The organism is Paradesertivirga mongoliensis, assembly GCF_024436395.1.
Taxonomy (GTDB): Bacteria; Bacteroidota; Bacteroidia; order Sphingobacteriales; family Sphingobacteriaceae; genus Paradesertivirga; species Paradesertivirga mongoliensis.
In genome coordinates, this window is record NZ_JAFMZO010000001.1 from 794,808 (window position 1) to 816,677 (window position 21,870).

The 21,870-nt window shown below is 41.9% G+C and carries 16 protein-coding genes; 7 read left to right on the forward strand and 9 right to left on the reverse strand.

Features of this window, described 5'->3' with window-relative positions; all coding sequences use genetic code 11:
* Nucleotides 1–37: 37 nt before the first annotated feature.
* The 3 genes from J3P43_RS03105 to J3P43_RS03115 are packed head-to-tail and all read right to left on the reverse strand — an operon-like array spanning nucleotide 38 to nucleotide 3,542.
* A complete protein-coding gene (locus J3P43_RS03105) occupies nucleotides 38–1,897 on the reverse strand; it encodes a M1 family metallopeptidase (RefSeq protein ID WP_255898902.1) in 1,860 nt (619 codons plus the stop codon).
* 51 nt (nucleotides 1,898–1,948) lie between these two features.
* Entirely contained in the window at nucleotides 1,949–2,971 is a 1,023-nt protein-coding gene (locus J3P43_RS03110; RefSeq protein ID WP_255898904.1) for an energy transducer TonB, read from the reverse strand.
* A complete protein-coding gene (locus tag J3P43_RS03115) occupies nucleotides 2,958–3,542 on the reverse strand; it encodes an RNA polymerase sigma factor (protein WP_255898906.1) in 585 nt (194 codons plus the stop codon). Before J3P43_RS03115 ends, J3P43_RS03110 begins: the two co-directional genes overlap by 14 nt.
* A 146-nt stretch (nucleotides 3,543–3,688) precedes the next feature.
* On the opposite strand from J3P43_RS03115, the gene J3P43_RS03120 reads away from it, so the two are divergent.
* Entirely contained in the window at nucleotides 3,689–5,599 is a 1,911-nt protein-coding gene (locus tag J3P43_RS03120; RefSeq protein ID WP_255898908.1) for a vWA domain-containing protein, read from the forward strand.
* A gap of 90 nt (nucleotides 5,600–5,689) precedes the next feature.
* Nucleotides 5,690–6,418: a DUF4197 domain-containing protein gene (locus J3P43_RS03125; protein ID WP_255898910.1), complete on the forward strand. Its 729-nt coding sequence runs from the start codon at nucleotides 5,690–5,692 to the stop codon at nucleotides 6,416–6,418.
* 49 nt (nucleotides 6,419–6,467) lie between these two features.
* Here the strand turns inward: J3P43_RS03125 and J3P43_RS03130 are convergent, their stop codons facing one another.
* The 6 genes from J3P43_RS03130 to porX all read right to left on the reverse strand — a co-directional run bounded on the left by J3P43_RS03130 (nucleotide 6,468) and on the right by porX (nucleotide 16,566).
* Nucleotides 6,468–8,258: a DUF885 domain-containing protein gene (locus J3P43_RS03130; protein WP_255898912.1), complete on the reverse strand. Its 1,791-nt coding sequence runs from the start codon at nucleotides 8,256–8,258 to the stop codon at nucleotides 6,468–6,470.
* Nucleotides 8,259–8,437: 179 nt separating this feature from the next.
* Nucleotides 8,438–9,415, reverse strand: coding sequence for a YihY/virulence factor BrkB family protein (locus tag J3P43_RS03135; RefSeq protein ID WP_255898914.1), 978 nt, complete (start codon nucleotides 9,413–9,415; stop codon nucleotides 8,438–8,440).
* A 93-nt stretch (nucleotides 9,416–9,508) separates the two neighbouring features.
* Nucleotides 9,509–13,273: a transglutaminase domain-containing protein gene (locus J3P43_RS03140; protein WP_255898916.1), complete on the reverse strand. Its 3,765-nt coding sequence runs from the start codon at nucleotides 13,271–13,273 to the stop codon at nucleotides 9,509–9,511.
* A gap of 20 nt (nucleotides 13,274–13,293) precedes the next feature.
* Entirely contained in the window at nucleotides 13,294–14,505 is a 1,212-nt protein-coding gene (locus J3P43_RS03145; protein WP_255900180.1) for an alanine dehydrogenase, read from the reverse strand.
* Nucleotides 14,506–14,572: 67 nt separating this feature from the next.
* A complete protein-coding gene (gene tsaE, locus J3P43_RS03150; protein WP_255898918.1) occupies nucleotides 14,573–14,992 on the reverse strand; it encodes a tRNA (adenosine(37)-N6)-threonylcarbamoyltransferase complex ATPase subunit type 1 TsaE in 420 nt (139 codons plus the stop codon).
* 23 nt (nucleotides 14,993–15,015) lie between these two features.
* Nucleotides 15,016–16,566, reverse strand: coding sequence for a T9SS response regulator signal transducer PorX (gene porX / locus J3P43_RS03155; protein WP_255898920.1), 1,551 nt, complete (start codon nucleotides 16,564–16,566; stop codon nucleotides 15,016–15,018).
* Between the two features lie 94 nt (nucleotides 16,567–16,660).
* Here porX and J3P43_RS03160 point away from each other — a divergent pair, with 94 nt between their 5' ends.
* From J3P43_RS03160 to J3P43_RS03180, 5 genes are all read left to right on the forward strand, one after another.
* The gene (locus J3P43_RS03160) at nucleotides 16,661–17,899 is read left to right on the forward strand and encodes an HD domain-containing protein (protein WP_255898922.1); all 1,239 of its coding nucleotides are present in this window, start codon (nucleotides 16,661–16,663) and stop codon (nucleotides 17,897–17,899) included.
* Nucleotides 17,900–17,970: 71 nt separating this feature from the next.
* Nucleotides 17,971–19,008, forward strand: a complete 1,038-nt coding sequence (lpxD, locus tag J3P43_RS03165) for a UDP-3-O-(3-hydroxymyristoyl)glucosamine N-acyltransferase (protein ID WP_255898924.1) — start codon at nucleotides 17,971–17,973, stop codon at nucleotides 19,006–19,008.
* Nucleotides 19,009–19,024: 16 nt separating this feature from the next.
* On the forward strand, nucleotides 19,025–20,434 hold the full coding sequence (locus J3P43_RS03170; RefSeq protein ID WP_255898926.1) for a bifunctional UDP-3-O-[3-hydroxymyristoyl] N-acetylglucosamine deacetylase/3-hydroxyacyl-ACP dehydratase: 1,410 nt from the start codon (nucleotides 19,025–19,027) through the stop codon (nucleotides 20,432–20,434).
* Complete coding sequence (lpxA, locus tag J3P43_RS03175) at nucleotides 20,434–21,216, forward strand: acyl-ACP--UDP-N-acetylglucosamine O-acyltransferase (RefSeq protein WP_255898928.1); 783 nt, start codon at nucleotides 20,434–20,436, stop codon at nucleotides 21,214–21,216. The genes J3P43_RS03170 and lpxA overlap by 1 nt, the downstream gene beginning before the upstream one ends.
* Nucleotides 21,217–21,225: 9 nt before the next feature.
* The gene (locus J3P43_RS03180) at nucleotides 21,226–21,843 is read left to right on the forward strand and encodes an ABC transporter ATP-binding protein (RefSeq protein ID WP_255898930.1); all 618 of its coding nucleotides are present in this window, start codon (nucleotides 21,226–21,228) and stop codon (nucleotides 21,841–21,843) included.
* Nucleotides 21,844–21,870 lie beyond the last annotated feature (27 nt).

Below are 21,870 nucleotides of genomic sequence, written 5' to 3' on the forward strand. Positions count from 1 at the left end.
GAACGAAAGTGTCGCACCCCGATTTCGTTATGCTGCTCTATCTCAAAACCTCATCTATAGAATGATAAGCGACCGAATGGTAATTCGGCCTAGCTTTAGCATAGACCTTTTTCGCCCATGTTTTTCCTTCCGGAGTTTTCGCCATCTCTTTATATAAAGGCATCAGAAACTTTCGCCGACCGACTTCTGTCAGGAATTTTTCAATATTGGGATAAGCTGGCTTGTACTGATGTCTGATGGCCAGAGTATACCAGGATGCCTGAACTTCTGAATTTCCGGATTTTGTAAATCCAAATTCCTTATCCAGCAAGGCCATATCTGTTGCTGTTAAGCTATCTGGCAGGGCGCTGAGGAAATACTGAAGTTCGTTAGCTGTTTTGATCCTTTGGCTTAATCCGGCTACTTTCAGACCGTTCGAAAACCCGGCTATCAATGAATCTATTGTGCTGAATTTCTCTGAGCTTACTGCTGGAAGGTTTGACGGAATGCCGGGCTTATAAACCCATGCATCAAGTTGAATTTTCTCGAACAGCGTGGAGTCAGAGTTAAGTAAACCGGACTTCAGTTCTTCTAAAAACTGCTCAGTAGTAACCGATTGAAAAGCATGTTTTTCAAAATACTTGTTCAGGAAGCTGTCCAGCTTTGCTCTCCCTACAGTTTCCTCGATAGTTCTTAGAAAGAGATAACCTTTCTCATATGCCACATCGGTAACGCCTTCGTCCGGATCCCGGTCATTAAAATTTACCTTCAGGCGGGTGTCATCACTGGTTTTACCTATTTCTTTGATCGTTTCCTGAAGCGCCTGGAATCCCAGATATTCTTGCATTTTGGCCTCTTCTTTGCCATAAACAGCTTCAATTATCCGTCTTTCAAAATATGTTGTAAATCCTTCATTTAGCCAGAAGTCGTTCCAGGTTGCATTAGTAACATAATTGCCGCTCCAGCTATGCGCCAATTCATGCGCAATAAGACTTACCAGTGAGCGGTCTCCAGCAATCACCGTGGGAGTAGCAAAAGTAAGCATGGGGTTCTCCATCCCTCCAAAAGGGAAGCTTGGTGGAAGTACCAATACATCGTATCTGCCCCATTTGTAGTTTCCGTAAAGTTTTTCGGCAGCATTAACCATTTTGCCCATATCAGCAAATTCCCATGCTGCTTTCCCTATCGTTACAGGCTCTGCATAAATACCGGTACGCTGATCTATGGCTTTAAATTGCAGATCTCCTACAGCTAGTGCCATTAAATAGGAGGGTATGGCATATGGCTGTTTGAAATAGTATTTTCCATCGGCCGATTTTTGTTGGGGATTCTGTGCACTCATTAAAGCTAAAAGCTCTTTCGGCACAGTTACAGCAGCGTTGTAAGTGAAACGTATGCCCGGACTATCCTGACATGGAATCCATGTGCGGGCCAATATAGCCTGCGATTGAGTGAAAAGGAAGGGGTGTTTTTTTCCGGCAGTTTGCTGCGGATTTAGCCATTGTAAGGCCGCTGCATCTTTAGAAGTGGTATACCAGATGGACACTTTGGTAGTATTCGAATCGATTTTAACGTTTAATGATTTACCTAAAAATTTAACTTCTTCGCCAAGGCTAAAATTCGCTTGGGTAGAATCATCTCCCAAGGTTATTTTCTGGATATCCAGGGCACGGGTGTCGAAAATGATTTCATCTGCTTTTGCGACGTTTTCAATGGTCCAGATGGCTTTACCGGTTAAGATCCGGGTGTTGAAATCTACTTTTAAGTCGAGATCGAGGTGTTTGACTATGGCTTTTCCGGGTTCCGCCAAAGAGTGTTTATCCGCAGCAAGCGTATCCGCCGTATCTGTGTTTGTGGTGGTTATTGTTTGCTGGCAGGCAAAAAGAACCAGCGAAAAAAGAAAAAGTAAATTCTTCATAATCCGGAGTGAAAACTCTAATTTAAGAAGAATTGTAGGGTAAAGGTTTGATTATTTTTCGAAACGGACAATTACACTGGCCGTGGAGTCCTGCCGCCGCTGCCATAGGGGGCCCTCTTTTATCAATCGGATCGCTTCAGCATTAGCTATATCGGTTAGGCCTTTTACAACAACTATATTCGCAGGTTTGCCTTCCTTGTCTACTGTAAATGTCAGTAAAACTAACCCGTCAACCAATTCTTTCTTTATTTTCTTTACGCTTTCCTGTAGATAGGTATTATAAAGGTCCCAGCCTATAGATGGCTGCGATGCATTAGAATCTAAGGAATTCGACAAATTGTTTCGCCCTCTTATCCGAAATTCTTCCCCTTTAGCTTCATTCTTTGATCTTTTTTCAGACACGATAACTCCCGGCAGTCTCCCCTGTAAGGTTTGGTTGGTCTGCTGAAGCTGCACTTGTTCCAGATTTTTAGTGGCTACCGTAGCTCCGAAGCTGGTTACTTCCTGAAGATTTGACCTTTGGGCAGAATCAACAGAAAGTTTCATGAAAGCATTTACCTCATCCTCATTTTCTCCAGTAGCAGATACGTTAATGTTTTTTTTCGGCTTTGCGGATCTGACCTTCGACAGCGACTCGGATTCTGCTAACCAATCTGCCACCGCTTTTTCTTTCTCGACCATATTCCCGGGAATGCTGTCTGCAGGTGTCAAGTTTGCTTCTACATTTCTAGGTTGTGATGCCATACGTTTCTCTGATTGTTGTTCCTGCATCCAGAATAACACCGTTCCCATTACGAATAGAAGGCAGGCCGCTGCGGCAACACTAAGTCGTTGCCAGTTAAAGTAGAATGTATTTTTATTTTCCTGTTGCTGTGCAATTCGTTCGGCAAGCTGCCTTTGCAGGAAGCTCAACTGTTTGCCAACTGGTAGTTCCATCTTTGAATAGCCTTCTAACGCATCCGCCAGGAAGGGATCTTCCAGTGCCTGCTTTTCAAGCTCATGCATGGCTTTCTCATCCAGTTTGCCTTCAAGGTACTGTTGTATTGTAATATATGTTATTTTATTCGTTTCCACTTTTCTGCTTCTCCATGCAAATTTTCAAATTGCGTTTACCATTTTGAATATAGCTTTTGACTTTATTAACATCATACCCTGTCAGTTCCGCAACTTCTTTATAACACTTTTGCTGTAAATAAAACAGGTCAACACTAATCCGCTGCTCTTCGGGCAGTGTAGTCATGCACTTACTCATGTTATTTAACTGAAACTCATTCGATTCACTATCTTCATGATGCGAAAGTTCCCGCTTTTCCACACCGTATTCATCAATGCTTACAAATTCATGTTTATTGGCGCTCCTTAGTTCCATTAAGCAATGGTTTCTTGCAAGCGTATATAGCCAGCTTTTGAAGTTATTAACTTCGTGTACCCGTAATTTGGTGATTAGTTGTTCGAAGATTTGCATCACGGCATCCTTGCTTTGCTCTTCATTCTTCAAATATTTCAGACAAAGTCCAAAAAGCAGGGGCATATACTTTTCATAAAGCATACCAAGAGTCTCGAGATCGCCGGATCGTTTGTATTCAGCGAGCATCTCAGCTTCGTTAAGACCTGTATGACCTGATTTATTCTTTATAAATTTCAATACCTGATTTTGAATTCTAAACCTCCGGTTTAGGATATATTATAATGATGCGGTTTTTCTTGAAATAGCACAAAAGAATTTAATTTTTTTTTTGTCGAATTATGGAAAGTCGTCCGGGCAATCATCAAGATTGAAACCCCACCAACATGAAAAAGATAATTATTATTTTACATTTTTTGCTGATAAGCAGTATTTCTGCCCAGGCATGTTTCTGTGTTAAAGCGATTACAGGTACGGTAAAGGATGCGCAGACCAATGCTCCGATTAAAGGAGCAGTGGTCAAACCAATACCGCCGCCGAACGTAAAAATGGAAATAAAATCGGCAATTACGGATGCGAACGGAAAATATATTCTGATGGTTCCGGACGCAGTGAATTCGATTTCCTTCGAACTTATCGGATATAAAACCCTCGAAATCAGGTTTTCTACGAGTACCGTTGTTGATGTCTTTTTGACACCTGAAACAGGGGCGGTCAAAGCCATAGTTGCAAGAGACCTTCAGGAACTTTCCTCCGTCCAGGTTAGTCAGGCTCTTCAGGGGCGTGTGGCAGGAGTGGCGATACGTGGCATAGGAAAGCATAAGGCCTACGAATCTAATCCACTGTTCAACACTGAGTCTTACAACTCGATTAACGAAAACCGCTTTCATAACACCAAACAAACCCCCTTATCAACCTTCGGTATCGATGTAGATGCAGCATCTTACAGCAATATTCGCAGACATATAAACAATGGAAACCTTCCACCAATTGATGCCGTCAGGATTGAAGAAATGGTCAATTACTTCAATTACCAGTATCCGCAACCAGAAAACAATGATCCTTTTTCAGTAAATACAGAAATTTCATCAGCGCCGTGGAACCAGCAGCATAAGCTGGTGAGAATTGGTTTACAGGGCAAAAAAATACCTGTAGATAATTTACCGGCTTCGAACCTGGTTTTTTTAATTGATGTTTCGGGTTCTATGAATCAGGCAAACAAGCTTCCGCTGGTGAAATCGTCGATGAAGCTGCTGGTTGATCAGCTTAGGGAAAAGGACAAAGTTGCCATCGTGGTATATGCGGGTGCAGCTGGCTTGGTTTTGCCGGCTACCTCGGGTGATAAAAAACAGACAATCAAGAACGCGCTCGACGCTCTCGAAGCCGGCGGTTCGACTGCCGGTGGCGAAGGTATTAAGCTGGCGTATAAAATAGCTCTCGAAAACTTCGTAAAAAAAGGAAATAATCGTGTGATCCTGGCAAGCGATGGAGACTTTAACATCGGCGTGTCGAGCGATGCGGAGATGCAGCGACTTATTGAGGAGAAGAAGGAAAGTGGAGTATTTCTAACCGTTCTTGGATACGGGATGGGTAATTACAAAGACAGTAAGATGGAAACTCTGGCTGACAAAGGAAATGGAAACTATGCGTATATCGACAATCTTACCGAAGCTAGAAAGGTGTTAGTGAACGAGTTTGGAGGTACACTTTTCACTATCGCGAAAGATGTGAAGCTGCAGATAGAATTTAATCCTCAAAGGGTTCAGTCGTACCGGTTAATAGGGTATGAAAACCGCCTTTTAAACAAGGAAGATTTTAATAATGATAAAAAAGACGCTGGAGACCTGGGTTCGGGCCACGTGGTAACTGCTCTTTATGAAATTATCCCGGTAGGTGTGAAAAGCAGTTTTAAAGATTCGGTTGACGATTTAAAATATCAGCAAAAAACATCTGAGGTTATCGCTCGAAATACACCTGAGCTATTCACAGTAAAGCTTCGCTATAAAAAGCCGGATGGCAATATCAGTAAGTTAATTGAGACGCCGGTGTTAGATAATAGTATCGACTGGGTAAGTACATCTGAAGATTACCGTTTTGCTGCTGCAGTTGCTGCCTACGGAATGTTACTTCGCAACTCTGAATTCAGGCAGGAAACTACGTACGATAAAGTGATAGCCTGGACAAAATCTGCAATCGGTGGAGATGAGGAAGGCTATAGAAATGAATTTCTGCAATTGGTTAAAACCTCTGCTTTATTGTCGAAAGAATCGTTAACATCTAAAATAAAACCAGAGTAAGGATGTTGCTTTAAACCTTTTGTTGTAAGTTTAATTCTATACTTAAAAGCAAATCGCTTAATTAGGTGTTATAATTATAAAGAATTAAATATGAAACGAATTAGTCTGGTACTTACATTGATTGCGGGAATGTTATTCAGCAGTTGCGATACGCTGAACCAAACCGCACAAATATTAGGTCAGAGTTTAGGTACTCCTACTTCTGCCGAGATAGCGATGGGGTTGAAACAGGCCCTGGAATTTGGAACAACATATAGCTCTGAACGCCTGTCTGCCGAAAATGGATTCTTTGGAAATGCAGCTATAAAGATCTTATTTCCGCCAGAAGCGCAGAAAGCTGAGCGGACATTAAGAAGCCTTGGATTGAATAAATTAGCTGATAACGTTATTTTGAGCATAAATCGCGCGGCCGAAGATGCTGCCCGGGAAGCAAAACCCATTTTCATCAACGCTATTAAGCAAATGACGATTGCCGATGCCACTAATATCCTTTTAGGCAGGCAAAGCGATGCCGCCACTCAATATTTCCAAAGGGTAACTACCGCTGAACTGATGCAGAAGTTCAGGCCGGTGATTCAAAACAGTCTGGGTAAAGTGGGCGCTACGAAATACTGGGGAGATGCAATAACAGCATATAACCAGATTCCATTGACAGCGGATATTAATCCGGACCTTTCATCTTATGTTGCTCAAAAAGCTATTGACGGATTATTTAAAGAAATTGCTGAGGAGGAACTGAAGATAAGGCAAAATATTTCTTCCAGAAACACTACGCTGTTGCAAAAAGTGTTTGGTTACGCAGATAGAAACAGAGGATAAGAGTTATTTTAAACCTATAAGGTTTTTAAAACCTTATAGGTTTTCTGATTCATTTTTTCAATGTCGCCGCCCAGGCATCCATTTTTGCTTCCGCTACATCTAAGGGCATTACTCCATCTTTTAAAAATTCATCGTGAAAATCAGAGAGCTTAAAATTCTTAATCTGGTTTTCGTATTTACTGCGTAGCTCACGGATCTTTAACGCCCCGATTTTATATGAAAGCGCCTGTCCGGGGACAGCCATATATCGTTCAATTTCTGCAACAGCTCCATCTTTATCGATAGCTTCATTATCCATCATATACTTAATTGCCTGATCGCGGGTCATACCCTTTGTATGGATGGCTACATCTACAACCAGTCTGATCGCCCGGTGCATTTCATCTCCTAAAGCGCCCATATATTGGTATGGGTCTGTATAAAGTCCCAATTCCTTCCCTAAAGATTCGGTATAAAGGGCCCACCCTTCGCCATACGCTCCATACCAGGCAAAGCGGCGAAATTTCGGTAAATCATCGTTTTCCTGCTGCAGGGAAATTTGATAATGATGTCCGGGAATGGCTTCATGCAAAAACAATGATTCCATGCCCGATGTGATATTAAATTTAGTGGCGTCTAAGATCGGGATATAAAATATTCCAGGTCTTGATCCATCTGGTGAACCCTGATTGTATTCAGCACTGGCCGACGCAGCTCTGAAAGCTTCCGTCTGGCGTATTTCGAACGGGGTTTTAGGAACCCGGCCGAACATAGTACGCAATTGCGGCTCCATTTTTTTGTGGATGCCGTCGAATGCGTTAAGTACATCCTGGGGAGTTTTGAACGGCATAAAGCGCGGCTCGTTCTTCATGTAGTGGAAAAACTCGTTTAAATCGCCGATAAAGTTTACTTCCTTTTTTACTTTCTCCATTTCAGCCTTAATGCGTTCTACTTCAGCTAAGCCGGTTCGGTAGATTTCTTCCGGCGTTTTTCCGGTAGTGGTCCAGTACTTAACCAGGTACGTATACAGGCTCGTTCCGCCGGGGATTGCCTTAATTCCACTGGATTTCCGCGCTTTCGGAAGATATTCGGTCTTTAAAAACGTCGCTAGTTTTTTATAAGAAGGGCTAATCTTAGTCTTTATTGCAGTTTTATATTCATCCGTAATGGCCAACTTCTCCCCCTCCGGAAATTTTTCGGGAAAACGGGTAACAGGCGTATAGAAAATGCTCTTTTCAGGTTCGCTTACTGCCATGGCCTCCATTTGAGGAATCATTTTTTCGATGAGAGGTTTGGGCAGTACAACTCCTGCTTTCATTCCCTTACGAAAATTTACTATGGCCGAATCTACCCAAACTGCAAATCCATCCACCCGGCCCAGCCAGTTCCTGTAATCCTCGGCGCTTTTAAAGGGCTGATATCCGCTTCCCGCACCTAATTGCCCCATGGTTAACGGCAACCCCCAGAATTGCTGAAAAGGGATCATCCATTGGTTGGTTTTTAAGCCTTCCAATTGGATATTCATCTCATATTTAAAGATATCATAGCTCAACTTATCGTTGTCGTTGAGATCTTCGCGGCTAATGGAAGATATTTTGCCAAGATAAGACTGATAAAAAGTTGTAAGTGAGTCGCGGAATCCTTGTGTCTGGTCGTTTCGCAGGATTGCATTGTACCGGTTATCGCCTTGTTGAGTAGCATCTAAGGGAAAAAAATGGCTCCGTTCTTCCCAATATCGTTCAAATAAGTCCGACAAATCCGGCTTCTCGGTGTCATTTGTTGCTTTTGTTTCTTTTTGTTTACATGAAAATACGACAAGGGCTACAGCTGCAAAGGCAAATATTAAGGATCTGTTTAGCATCTTTAGTATAGCAAAATATTTAGTGTTTTGTTTAGGTAATATTAACCATCCTTAGTAACGATGCCCAAATTATTTTTTGCGAAAAGACTCGATAAGTTTCATGCATTTGTAGAATGGCGTTGCCTTTCTTGTACGAATTCGGGCTGGCTTCAAATCCAATAATCAGGCCGGGTTTCAATTCAGGATGTACTTCCTGGCTTGTCGCCGCCTGCAACATCCTGATTTTGCTTCGGTAATACTTTTACATCCTTTTCTTGTTCGGTTTGAAGAATATGCACGGCATACGAGGCCGGTTGGATTTTACGTCCGTGCTTTTCGGTATATACCTGTGTAAATTCGGCGCCAAAATAGAGGATGGCGGCTGCATAATATACCCATACCAGGATCACGATTAGCGAGCCGGCTGCGCCATAGGTTGAGCCAGGTGCTACTTTATCGATGTAAAGGCCGATGGCGTAGCGTCCCAGCATGAACAAGATGGCTGTAAAAACTGCGCCAGCCCGCACGTCTTTCCATTTAATTTTCACATCGGGTAAAAACTTAAATATGATACCCAGCAGAACGGTGATGATGGCGAAGGTGAGACAAAGGTTGAAGACCTGGACCAGAAAAACCGTAATGTCTTCAAAATAAATTTTCAATCTTTCTCCCAGGGCTTCAACCAATCCGTTAATTACCAGCGAAACAATCAGGAGGAATCCCATAGTCGCAATCATGGAAAAGGATAAAAGGCGGTTTGTGATCATCTTTAGCCAGCCTTTTTGTGGTTTGGCCTTAACCTGCCAGATTAAATTAATCGAATCCTGTATTTCAAGAAACACTCCGGTAGCACCGATAAACAAAGTAATCAGCCCTACCACAACCGTCCAGAATGAGTCGTCTTTAATTGCCGCATTTTGAATGATTTGCTGAATCTGCAGAGCTGCTTCGGGGCCGATAAACCCCTTAATCTCATAAAATACTTGGCCTTCAAACGCTGCTTGTTTAAAGATTTCAACAGCAAAATAAATCAGCATCAATAATAATGGTGCCAGTGAAAACAGGGTGTAGTACGAGAGGGCAGCACAAAGTTTAAAGCACCTGTCGTTCCAGAAACCATTGTAGCTGCCCACCAATATGGCCCAGAGGTTTTTAAAAAAATGCTTATCCAGTTTCATTTATCGCTATGCTTCAAAACAATAAATGAAAGAAAAGATAAAAGTGTTTTATATGGGGATAAATTCCCGGCAGTTTTAGCTGCCGGGAACTTTTTAACGCAAGGCGATTTGCTTGCTGTCGGCAGCGATGATCTTTTTATAGAACTCGTTAAATTCAGAAGATTTTTCGGCCGGGATTATCGGGTTTTTTATTTTGAAACTGCGGGCATACGATATCGATTTCCCGTTTGCTTTAACCGACAAGCTATAATCTATATACTCATTAGAAAGGTTAACCGGCGTTATGTTTTCGATCAGCACTTTGTCTGCAGGCACCTGAAATGTAATTTCCTCAGCTTCCGTGTCGATATTATAAAGTTTGGACAGATCAATGGGGAATAACCTCGGGCTGGTAGTAAAAGAGATGTCGGATGCCAGTGCCTTGTCAGACCAGGGAAGCGATAATATTACAATTCCGCCAATCTTTTTTACTTCATTTTTAAGCTTGTAATCTATGGCTACATGCAGAGTATCCCGGTTACCGGTATTTTCAATGTTAACAAACGAGAGCTTTGTTAATTCTGCAGAAGGAATCCAGCTTGTTAGCGATTCTTGCATAGACTTCATTCTATCTTTTTCACTTAAATTGATATAGTTCTCGCGCGAAAAGCCAGAAAGAGCACCAACCTTGTAGTTTTTTTCTGAAACCACCAGATCTTCGTTATCCACATTGATTTTTGTATATCGATAGATGTTATTCAACTTGCGTGTATCAGGGTTTAAATATCTGATCTCTTTTTTTTCTGTCTTATCATCGATGTCTAAGATCACCGAATTGACGGCAGATGAGCTGAAGCTGCTAAAAGGTAAATAGTTAGATGTTAATTCCAGATACCTCACCTTATCATCCGTTTTTATCTTAACCATACAATGGTTGAAATTGATCGACGGAAGCAAAAGGCTTTTCATTCCATTGTCTTTAGTGCTTACAAGCACCAGTTGGGCATTAATTCCCACTTCCTTTGCCATTGCTAAAAACAGCGTCGACACATCTTTACAATCGCCAATACGCGTATTTAAAACGGTTGAAGGATTCTGAGGTACTAATCCGCTTTGGCGAAAGGACACCGAGCTGTAAGTGATGTTCCTGGTGATATAATCGTATATCATTTTCGCTTTCTCTGTATCGGAATATTTTTTGCCGTCAAAAATAGTTTTCACCGCTTCTTTAACCTCATAATTGGGTCTGGCTTTGGCCGATGCCAGGTCGTTGTACCAGGTCGAAACGTAATTCCAGTCAGGGATAGTAGAAATGTGCAGAAGATTAGCAACATCGTCGAATGCCGGCATTTTGTCTTCGTGTTTTATACTTTCCTGATTTTGAAGCTCCCAGTGGTATAAGTCGAACTCATCACCCGCAGAAGATTTGACAGGCTCAACGTTCTTTTGTGAAAAATTGTAGTGTATCTTTTGACCTTTCGCAATTAAAAGGCTGTAGCTGGTATTAACATAAGGATAGCTGTGGCTAAAATAAAAGGTGTCCCAGAATTTATCGGCTAAGCGGCCCTTAGAATAGTTGAATGTTTTATAGCGAACATAAATGCAATCGCCGACCTCCAGATTAGTAAATACCATCTCGTTGTTATTTACTTCCGCCTTAACTTTGCTGCCATTCGCTTTAATCACTTCAGAATTTTCTATGATATAGCTTTGCCAATTTTTCACTTCTGCGGCATATTCTTTCCATTTCTCCAGCCCCGAACTATTTAAAATCTTAGCAAGCATCATGTGGCGTTCTTCAGAAGCGCCGCTGGGATAGATTACCGTCTGGGCATTTTCGCTCAGAATTACCACATCATCTTCGGGATAAGTTGAAGCCGCAGGCGCTTTTTTGATGATCTCTTCAATATTATATTGTTTAAAATAATCGTAAACGTCTTTTTTATTCTCTAATTTCCTAAGCTCCTGAATCGATGTATAGTCGGCTGGATATAACGTTAAAGAATTCTGATACGAGCGTGCAGCCAAATCTTTCTTTCCTTGTTCGGCGTAAATATTCGCCAGTTGTGAATGATAAGGCGCACTGTAAGGAGCCATTTCTATAGCTTTTTTAATGTATTCTTCGGCTTTAGAAAAGTTCTGCAGTTGAACATAAATCTCAGACATCTTACTGTATATACCAACCGCAACCGGGTTATAATTTATTTCATTTTGAAAAACCTTTATGCCATCGTCTACCTTGCCGGTTTTAAAATAAATGTTGGCCAGCGAAGAAGCTGTTGAAAGGTCATCATTCTGAGCCAGATATTTTTTCAGTACCTCAATCGCTGCTTTATTGTTCTTTTTAACTTCGGTTTCAATCAAAACCTTGTATTCTACAAACCTCTGCTGGTCTGGATATTTAGAATAAGCCTCTTCTGCCAACCGGATTAGTTCTACCTGTTTCTTATTATAACCCGCCATGCTGATTCTTTTAGACAGCATCTCTTTGTCGCCGGCGCCGTAGATCTTTTCAAGTTTAGCCAGGTATTCTTCGGCCTTCACATAATCCTCTTTCGCCACATATTCATCATATAAATACTCCAGTGCTGCAACGCTTTCGGGATCATTCATTTTAATATCTTCCTGGCTGCTTTCAAGGCCGGTTTTATCCTGGCTTCTCGCGAATAGTTCAACCATCAGAAGATTCAAAAACGTACTCATTGGATGGTTTTTTCTAACCGTTTCAAGCGTCTTTCTCGATTCATACACCTTATCACTGCGTAGGTAAATTTTAGCCAGCAGGATATAATTCAGGATATTTTTTGGATCTTCTTTGATTTTATTGCTGAAATATTGTTCTGCAAAGGGTAATACCGGAACGGGTTTAAAAGTGCTTTCTGCAGAATAGATTTCTGGCTTAGATTGAGCAGTTAGATTAGAAACAGGCTGGCCTTTATTGTCGGTGATCCGGATTAAAAAATTCGATCTGCCCGCATAGCTTTCACCCACCTGAACTAAAATTCTATTGAATCCCTGATGCAGTTTCACAGAAGAAATATAAGAGTCAAGGTCATTATTGCGCTCTTCAGGTTCCGAAACAACAATTTGATCATTCACCCACACTTTCATAGAGCCAGATACACCAGCCCGTAACTGCACTTCCTGTTCAACCGGTGAATTAACAAAGGTTTGCGCGAAAACGACGGCTTCCATCGGGTTGCCGTAATAGGTAAAATCAAACCATTTATCTTTTCGGTTAAATTGCGGACTGAACCATTTCACCGGCGCGCCGTATCTGTTGGTAAATACAGCATCCGTCTGAGGTTTTTTAATGGCGTCGAAGTTTTTGTCAAAGCCGCTTCCCGAGATATTTTCGAACTCACCAGCGATGGTCCAGTTTTCTATCGCTCCTATTTTGGCAAAAGCTCTTTCTGCTTCCGACTTGTTTTTTATCTTTTCGTAATGGCTGCCTATCATAGAATGGGCCATAGCATTCAAGCTCCCGTCGACTTCTTTATTTTCGGCCAGTTTTTTAAGAAAGGCGAGATTCTCATTCGTTTTTCTGGAATAGCCATCGGTTACAGCCGGCGAAGACCACAGCGCAAAAATGTAAGGCGCTGCTTGTGGTTCTTCTTTCAGAAATTCCTGGAAAAAATCGAAGGGTTTACCGGCAGCCGGCGTATTCTCCGACAATAATAAAAGCCATAATAGAGCTTCTTTCTTTTCCGTGGGATTTTTTAGCGCCTCGGCAAATTTTGATGCTGCCAGAGCTTTGTCGTTTTTAAGAAAGGCTGCGGTGCCTTGTTCCAGATTGGTTTGCGCTTTTGAGGTAAAAACAGCAAGCATTAAAAAGAGGCTTGCGAAAGTTTTCGCAAGATAGTTGTAGTGATGGTTCATTGTGATAAAGTAAAATAGGTTTAACGGTTTGAGACGATAAGAAGTTCCAAATCTTTTGGAGGAATATTAAAACGCTCTGCAAGATCTTTATTGGTAAGATGGCCCTGATACAGATAAATGGCATTCCGGACGCCTGATTTTTCCCATATAACGTTCATGATTCCACCCATTTCGCCGATGTCCATCAAAATAGGAGTGAAAATATTGGTAAGTGCATAGGTTGCAGTTCTTGCAACCCGCGAGGCGATATTTGGAACACAATAATGAATAACCTCATATTTTCTAAAAACCGGATGCGTATGATTAGTTATTCGCGATGTTTCGAAACAGCCGCCCTGGTCTATACTTACGTCTATAACCACCGAGTTCGGTTTCATATGGCTAACAGTTTCTTCGTTAACAATACAGGGGCTTCGGCCGTTTGAGGAGCGGATGGCTCCAATCACTACATCGCAGGTGGTAATTGCTTTATTTAATACGATCGGTTGTATCACTGATGTGAAAACTCTGGCTCCAATATTATTCTGGAGCCTTCTTAGCCGGTAAATAGAACTGTCGAATACTTTTACTTCTGCGCCCAGTGCAATTGCTGTGCGCGCAGCGTATTCTCCAACGGTTCCTGCGCCCAGAATCACCATTTCGGTAGGAGGTACGCCGGTAATGCCGCCGAGCATTAAACCTTTTCCATCAAAAACATTGCTTAAATACTCCGCAGCAATGAGCACAGAGGTTGCGCCCACAATTTCACTCATTGAGCGGATTACGCTCAGCGAACCGCCTTCATCACGCAAATACTCGTAAGAGAGTGCGGTTATTTTTTTCTTCATCATCGCTTCAAGGCAGTCTGCCTTAAGCGATCCCATCTGAAGTGTCGAAAATAAAACCTGGTAGGGTTTCATCAGTCCGATCTCTTCCTGAGTGGGCGGGCCAATTTTTATAATGATATCTGCCTTGAATACTTCTTTCTTGTCGTATTGAATCTTCGCGCCCTGTTCGCTGTAATCGTTATCAGAGAAGTTCGCGCCCATTCCGGCTCCCGATTCGATCACTACTTCATGGCCGTTATTAACTAATAAAGCCACCGAAAGCGGTGTGAGTGCAATCCGGTTCTCCTGGAAAGAAGTTTCTTTAGGAATGCCAATGTAAAGGCTGTTCTTACGTGTTTTGGTCTCGAGCATTGCCTCCTGGGGCTGCATCATGGCTTGCTTTGCAATGTCAGACAGTTCACTCATCATGGTTAGCTTCTAAAAAAGTGTGCTGAAAATACGAAATCTGATTTACTTACAGATAATATAATGATCAATTGAGTACTTTGACTTTAATTACACGTTCATTCTCTGAAGTTTGCAGCAATTTTAATTCCACAAATTCATCCGGAAGCAGGTTAGGGATTTTTTCCGGCCACTCAATAAAGCAGTAATTTCCCGAATAAAAGTAGTCTTCATAGCCCAAATCCAATGCCTCGCTTTCAGTTTTGATGCGGTAAAAATCAAAATGGTATACAGTTCCCTTATTTCCCGAATATTCGTTAACAATCGAAAACGTGGGGCTAGATACCGTATCCTCTACTTCTAATAAAGTACACAACGATTTGATCAATGTTGTTTTGCCTGCACCCATCTCGCCATAAAAAAGAAATATGCGATGGTCCCCCGCGTGTTCCAGTAGTTGTGCAGCGGCCTCCGGCAATTCATCAAGGCCCGAAACTTTTAATTCCATTTCACAAAGATATTGATGCTGTTCTATCTTGGATTATAAACCGCATAAGGTACTATCATTTCTTCCAGAGAAATGCCTCCGTGCTGGAAGGTTTCGTTGTAATAGTTCACGAAATGATTGTAATTATTCGGGTAAACGAAGTAAGTATCTTCTTTTGTAAAAATAAAACTCGAGCTCACATGAAGTTTAGGTAAATGGGCCTCGTGCGGATTTTTAATATGGAAAACATCTTTGGCAACAAAGTTTAGATTTTTGCCCTGCTTATATCTCAGGTTGGTATTGGTATTCCTGTCGCCTATTACCTTACTGGGATGTTTCACCCGGATGGTACCATGATCGGTAGTTATTACGAGACGTACATTTTTATTAGCCAGTTTTCTGATCGCTTCGAGTAAAGGCGAATGCTCAAACCATGATAGCGTTAACGAGCGGTACGCAGCTTCATCGTTCGCCAGTTCTCTGATCATTGCCATATCTGTGCGTGCATGCGAAAGCATATCGACAAAGTTGTAGACGATTACGTTCAGTTCATTAGTAAGAAGGTTGTTGATGTTTTCGACAACGGCTTTACCCTGTTCAAAGGTCAGGACTTTGGTATAAGAATGCTTAAGATCTCTTTTAAAGTTCCGTTTTAGATTATCTTCCAGAAACTGCTCTTCGAAAAGGTTTTTTCCCCCTTCGTCTTCATCATTCTGCCACATAGAGGGGTATCTCCTTTCCATCTCCAGAGGCATAAGTCCGGCGAACATAGCATTTCGGGCATACTGGGTAGCCGTTGGTAAAATGCTGTAATAAGTATCTTCTTCTTCCAGCCTGAAGTGTTCGGTAATCAGAGAGTTAATTATTTTCCATTGGTCGTATCTCAGATTATCTATCAGGATAAAAAAGGTTGTCTTATTATCGAGTATAGGGAATAGCTTTTTCTTTAATAGCTGATCGGACATGATTGGTCCGGATTCAGGATCCTTGCACCAGCCCAGGTAGTTTTTCTCGATAAACTTGCAGAACTGCATGTTTGCGTCAGACTTTTGCATAGTGAGAATTTCATGCATCCCGCTATCTTCGAGCTGTTCAAGCGAAAGCTCCCAATAAAGTAACTTTTTATAAACGTCAACCCATTCTGTAAAGCTCAGGTTGTCGTTAAGCGTCATTCCCAGGGTACGGAAATCCTGTTGATAAGCCATAGAAGTTTTCTGATGAATGAGCTTCTTATTTTCAGTCAGCTTTTTTATTGTTAAAAGAACCTGGCGCGGATTTACGGGTTTTATCAGATAATCATCAATTTTTGAACCGATGGCATCTTCCATCAAATATTCTTCTTCGTTCTTGGTGATCAAAACAATTGGAACATCCGGATTAATATTTTTTATCTCGGCCAGGGTTTCCAGTCCGGTAAGACCCGGCATGTTCTCGTCAAGAAACACTAAGTCGTAAAAGCCTGCTTTAAAGGCATCCAGGGCGTCGTTTCCGTTTGTAACAGTCTTTACATTATAGCCTTTCTCATTTAAGAGCATAATATGAGGCTTGAGTAAATCTATTTCGTCATCGGCCCAAAGAATTGTAGTTTCTTGCATTATTTAAGTATTTTTTTGTGTTGCACAGGTATAACAGTAAAAGTAGTTTTTTGTATCAGATAAATTAACAATTTTTGCAGGGCACCACTATATTTTGAATAAGAAGAAAATTATTAACGACCCGGTATACGGTTTTATCACCGTTCCTTCAGATCTTATTTTTGACCTGATTGCACATCCATACTTCCAACGTCTTCGAAACATAAAGCAATTGGGGATGACACATTTGGTATATCCCGGTGCATTGCACACACGTTTCCACCATGCCTTAGGTGCCATGCATTTGATGGGTATGGCTATCGAAACGCTAAAAACCAAGGGACATGATATAAGTTCGGCAGAAGAAGAAGCGGTTACCATCGCCATATTGCTGCATGATATCGGGCACGGACCTTATTCGCATGCCTTAGAACACACTATTGTAGAAGGAATATCACATGAGCATATTTCCGTACTGCTAATGGATAATCTGAACCGCCAGTTCGATAATAAGCTTTCGCTGGCGCTCGATATTTTCAATAATAAGTATCATAAATCATTTTTACATCAGCTGGTATCTGGCCAAATGGACATAGACAGGCTCGACTATCTCAATCGCGATAGCTTTTTTACCGGAGTATCAGAAGGGATTGTAGGATTCGACAGAATCATAAAAATGCTTGATGTGGCCGACGGGCAACTGGCGATAGAGGTGAAAGGAATATATTCTGTAGAAAAGTTCCTGATAGCACGCAGGCTAATGTACTGGCAGGTATACCTGCATAAAACTGTGGTTGCTGCGGAGCAAATGCTTGTTAAAATCTTAGACCGAGCCAAATATCTGGCCGGGCGCGGGAAAACGCTTTTTGCCACACCGAACTTTTCTTATTTCTTAAACAACCAGGTAACGAAGGTCGATTTCAAAGAGAACCCTCAAACTCTCGAATGCTTTACTCTTTTAGACGATTACGACATTTACACTTCCGTTAAAGTATGGGCATCTGACGATGATTTTATCCTGTCAACTTTGTGCAAGAGTCTTTTAAGCCGGAATCTTTATCATGTTGAAATAACAAATGAGCCGCCAGACAAAGAACTTGAAGCTTCACTTGTAATTAAAGCGATGGAAATGTATCCAATTGCGGAAAATGAGGTATCTTACTTTGTATTTACAGATACTTTAAAGAATAACGCTTACAGGGCAGGAGCAGAAAATATTAATATTTTAATGAAAGATGGAACCGTAAAAGACATTGCGAAAGCTTCGGATAATTCGAGCCTTGAAGCGCTTTCAAATACCGTTGAAAAACACATACTTTGCTTTGTCAAAGATTTAAAACACACAGAAGAGTAAAACTCTGATTCTTTTTTGAAGTAATTTCTTCAAAATTTGTTCATATACTAATAACACCTAAATTTGCGGCGATGCAATTTACTGCCCAACAGATCGGAATTTTACTCAATGGCATTGTGGATGGAGATCCGGACGTTACAGTAGACCAATTAGCAAAAATCGAAGAGGCCACACCGGGGAGCCTTTCGTTCCTTGCCAACAAGAAATACGAGCAGTATTTGTATCAAACGAAAGCATCAATCGTGATCGTAGGAGAAGACTTTGTTCCTACGGCACCTTATACGAGTACCCTCATCAGGGTGAAAGATGCCTACAGTGCTTTCTCCATCCTTCTGGATCAATACAACACACTAAAACGCGATAAATCAGGAATAGAAGAGCCTTCATTTATTCATCCTACGGCAACTCTTGGACAAAATGTTTATGTAGGAGCTTTTGCCTACATAGGAGCCAACGCCGTTATTGGCGATAACTCCAAGATTTATCCACAGGTTTATATTGGCGATAATGTGGAAGTTGGAGAAAACTCCACATTTTTTCCGGGAGTAAAAATCTATTACGATTGTAAAATAGGAAATAACGTAATTATCCACTCGAGCACTGTAATTGGTAGCGACGGATTTGGATTTGCTCCGCAGGCAGATGGAACGTACACTAAAGTAAGCCAGATCGGAAACGTAATTATTGAAGATAGCGTGGAAATTGGGTCTAATACCTCGATTGACCGGGCGACAATGGGTTCGACTATCATCAGAAAGGGAGTGAAACTCGATAATTTAATCCAGCTGGCGCATAACGTGGACATCGGAGCAAATACGGTAATTGCCTCCCAGACCGGCGTGTCTGGAAGTACAAAAATTGCAGAAAATTGCGTGATTGGCGGCCAGGTTGGTATTGTAGGCCATATTACTTTGGCCAGAGGTACACAAATTCAGGCTAAATCGGGCATTAGCCGGTCTATCGAAGAAGAAGGGAAGAAATGGGCGGGTGCGCCAGCAACTACATATAACCAGCACATGCGAGCACAGGTGGTTCTTAACAGATTACCTGATCTGGAACGCAGAATAGAGGAACTTGAACTCAAGCTTCGACAAAAAAATACAGAATAGCTGATATCCTGGAGAAATGACGATAAAACAAAGGACGATTAAATCGGAGATTACGATATCCGGAACTGGATTGCACACAGGTCAATCTGTAAACATGACATTTAAGCCGGCACCCGAGAACCACGGCTACAAATTTAAACGCATTGATATTGAAGGCCAGCCTATAGTGGAGGCCGACGTCGACAATGTTACTGATACATCCCGCGGTACAAACCTTTCGCAAAATGGAGCCAGCGTAAATACCGTAGAACATGTATTGGCTGCTCTGGTGGGTCTGGAAGTAGATAACGTTTTAATTGAACTTGACGGGCCTGAAACACCTATCATGGATGGCAGTTCACTTAAGTTTATCGAAGCGCTTGAAGCCGCCGATTTTGAGGAGCAGGAAGCAGAAAGAGAATATTACCACATTCCGCATAACATTCACTATTCTGAACCCGACAGAAAAGTGGAAATGGTGGCTATGCCTTTAGATGATTATCGCTTTACCTGCATGATTGATTATAATTCGCCGGTATTAGGAAGTCAGCATGCAGCCATTACAACCATCACCGAATTTAAGAAAGAAATCTCTTCAAGTCGTACCTTTTGCTTCCTGCACGAACTGGAAATGCTGCTGGAACATGATTTGATAAAAGGCGGCGACTTAAATAACGCCATCGTCGTGGTTGATAAGGAGGTAAGCAAAGAGGAGCTGGAGAAGCTGGGCGTGTTATTCAAGAAAAAAGATATTGATGTTGCCAAAGAAGGTATCTTAAACAATATCGAACTGAGGCATCAAAATGAGCCCGCCCGCCATAAATTATTAGATATGATTGGTGATCTGGCTTTGGTAGGTGTGCCGCTAAAGGGGCACATTATGGCCGCCAGACCCGGACATGCGGCAAACGTGGCTTTCGCTAAAAGGATCAAGGCGCAAATAAAAAAAGAACGCAGCAAAAAGAAGGTTAAAATTTACGACCCGAATGCTACCCCTGTTTATGATACGGTACAGATCATGAACATCCTTCCACATCGTCAGCCTTTTCTTTTAATTGATAAAATCCTTGAACTCACTAAAACGCATGTAGTTGGTTTGAAGAATGTCACCATGAACGAAGAGTTCTTCAAAGGACATTTTCCGGGCTCTCCCTTATTCCCTGGGGTGCTTCAAATCGAAGCCATGGCTCAAACAGGAGGAATTCTGGTGTTAAACACCGTTCCCGACCCTGAGAATTGGATAACCCTGTTCCTGAAGATAGAAAACGCAAGATTTAAAGATAAAGTAGTGCCAGGAGATACCTTAATCTTCCAGTGTGACCTGCTTGCTCCGATCCGGAGAGGTATTGCACAGATGAAAGGAATAGGCATAGTAGGCGACAGAATTGTCGTTGAAGCAGAATTAATGGCACAGATAGTAAGAAGACCCACAGAAGAAACCGCATAATGATCCAACCGCTGGCATACATACACCCGCAGGCAAAAATAGCAGACAACGTAGTTATCGAGCCTTTTGTTACTATCCATAAAAACGTCGAAATAGGGGAAGGAACCTGGATTGGTCCTAATGTTACTATTATGGACGGCGCCAGAATTGGCAAGAACTGCCGGATATTCCCGGGGGCAGTTATTTCTGGTGCTCCTCAGGATCTGAAATATAATGGCGAAGATACCATCGTTGAAATAGGTGATAACACCACCATTCGGGAGTGTGTAACCATCAATCGTGGTACCAAGGATCGCTGGAGGACTAAAATTGGTAACAACTGCCTTATAATGGCTTATTGTCACATCGCTCACGATTGTGAGGTTGGGAATTACTGTATATTTTCGAACAACACTACTCTGGCCGGCCACATTACAGTAGGTGATTATGTAGTTCTGGCCGGAATGGTTGCTATCCACCAGTTTTGTAACGTAGGATCGCATGCTTTTGTAACCGGTGGTTCGCTGGTTAGAAAAGACGTTCCTCCTTATGTTAAAGCTGCAAGAGAGCCTCTGTCGTACGTTGGGATCAATTCTGTTGGCTTGAGACGCCGCGGTTATAGTTCTGACGAGATTAACGAGATACAGGACATTTATAGAACCTTATTTGTAAAAAACTACAATGTAACAGCGGCTTTAGATATCATAGAAGCAGAAAAGAAACCAACCGAAGTGCGCGATGAGATCCTTGATTTTATAAGGAACTCGAACCGTGGTATCATGAGAGGCTTTAGCGGCGCCTGATAGGCTGAAATGGAGATCTCCCTCAAAAATATCGGCCGCCGGTTTAACCGGGATTGGATATTCAGGGGTATCAACTATAATTTCGAACAGGGAAAATCCTACGCGATTTTAGGCCGGAACGGCTCCGGAAAATCTACCTTGCTGCAACTGATTTCGGGAAGTTTGAGCCCTTCAGAAGGACGTATCACAGCCAAAGCAAAGGGCAAACTTGTTGACGATGAGGACCTGTTTGCATCCTTAACCATAGCAGCGCCTTATCTTGAATTAATCGAAGAATTTACCTTATCCGAGATGATCGATTTTCATTTCCGGTTTAAATCTTATCAAGCCGGTACGGATAAGTCCAACCTTATAGATCTGCTTGAGCTTAACTCCTCAAAAAACAAAGCTCTTAAGTACTTTTCTTCCGGAATGAAACAGCGTACCAAACTCGGGCTGGCTATCTGCACCGATACTCCTGTACTGCTTCTGGACGAACCTACTTCAAACCTCGATACTCAGGCTATTAGCTGGTATCAAAAGCTTATAAGCGATTTCGGCCGGAATAGATTAGTGGTGGTATGCTCTAACCAGGAGCACGAATATCAGTTTTGTGAAAACCATATTCAGCTTTCGGATTACAAATAGCAATTTTGGGCCGAAACTATTTATCCC

What these genes read in the sequence shown, in the direction of transcription:
- lpxA (WP_255898928.1), top strand. Translation starts at nt 20,434, where the DNA reads ATGATCCAACCGCTGGCATACATACACCCGCAGGCAAAAATAGCAGAC.
- J3P43_RS03130 (WP_255898912.1), bottom strand. Translation starts at nt 8,258, where the DNA reads ATGCTAAACAGATCCTTAATATTTGCCTTTGCAGCTGTAGCCCTTGTC.
- J3P43_RS03145 (WP_255900180.1), bottom strand. Translation starts at nt 14,505, where the DNA reads ATGAGTGAACTGTCTGACATTGCAAAGCAAGCCATGATGCAGCCCCAG.
- J3P43_RS03125 (WP_255898910.1), top strand. Translation starts at nt 5,690, where the DNA reads ATGAAACGAATTAGTCTGGTACTTACATTGATTGCGGGAATGTTATTC.
- J3P43_RS03120 (WP_255898908.1), top strand. Translation starts at nt 3,689, where the DNA reads ATGAAAAAGATAATTATTATTTTACATTTTTTGCTGATAAGCAGTATT.
- J3P43_RS03105 (WP_255898902.1), bottom strand. Translation starts at nt 1,897, where the DNA reads ATGAAGAATTTACTTTTTCTTTTTTCGCTGGTTCTTTTTGCCTGCCAG.
- lpxD (WP_255898924.1), top strand. Translation starts at nt 17,971, where the DNA reads ATGCAATTTACTGCCCAACAGATCGGAATTTTACTCAATGGCATTGTG.
- J3P43_RS03140 (WP_255898916.1), bottom strand. Translation starts at nt 13,273, where the DNA reads ATGAACCATCACTACAACTATCTTGCGAAAACTTTCGCAAGCCTCTTT.
- J3P43_RS03180 (WP_255898930.1), top strand. Translation starts at nt 21,226, where the DNA reads ATGGAGATCTCCCTCAAAAATATCGGCCGCCGGTTTAACCGGGATTGG.
- porX (WP_255898920.1), bottom strand. Translation starts at nt 16,566, where the DNA reads ATGCAAGAAACTACAATTCTTTGGGCCGATGACGAAATAGATTTACTC.
- J3P43_RS03170 (WP_255898926.1), top strand. Translation starts at nt 19,025, where the DNA reads ATGACGATAAAACAAAGGACGATTAAATCGGAGATTACGATATCCGGA.
- J3P43_RS03135 (WP_255898914.1), bottom strand. Translation starts at nt 9,415, where the DNA reads ATGAAACTGGATAAGCATTTTTTTAAAAACCTCTGGGCCATATTGGTG.
- tsaE (WP_255898918.1), bottom strand. Translation starts at nt 14,992, where the DNA reads ATGGAATTAAAAGTTTCGGGCCTTGATGAATTGCCGGAGGCCGCTGCA.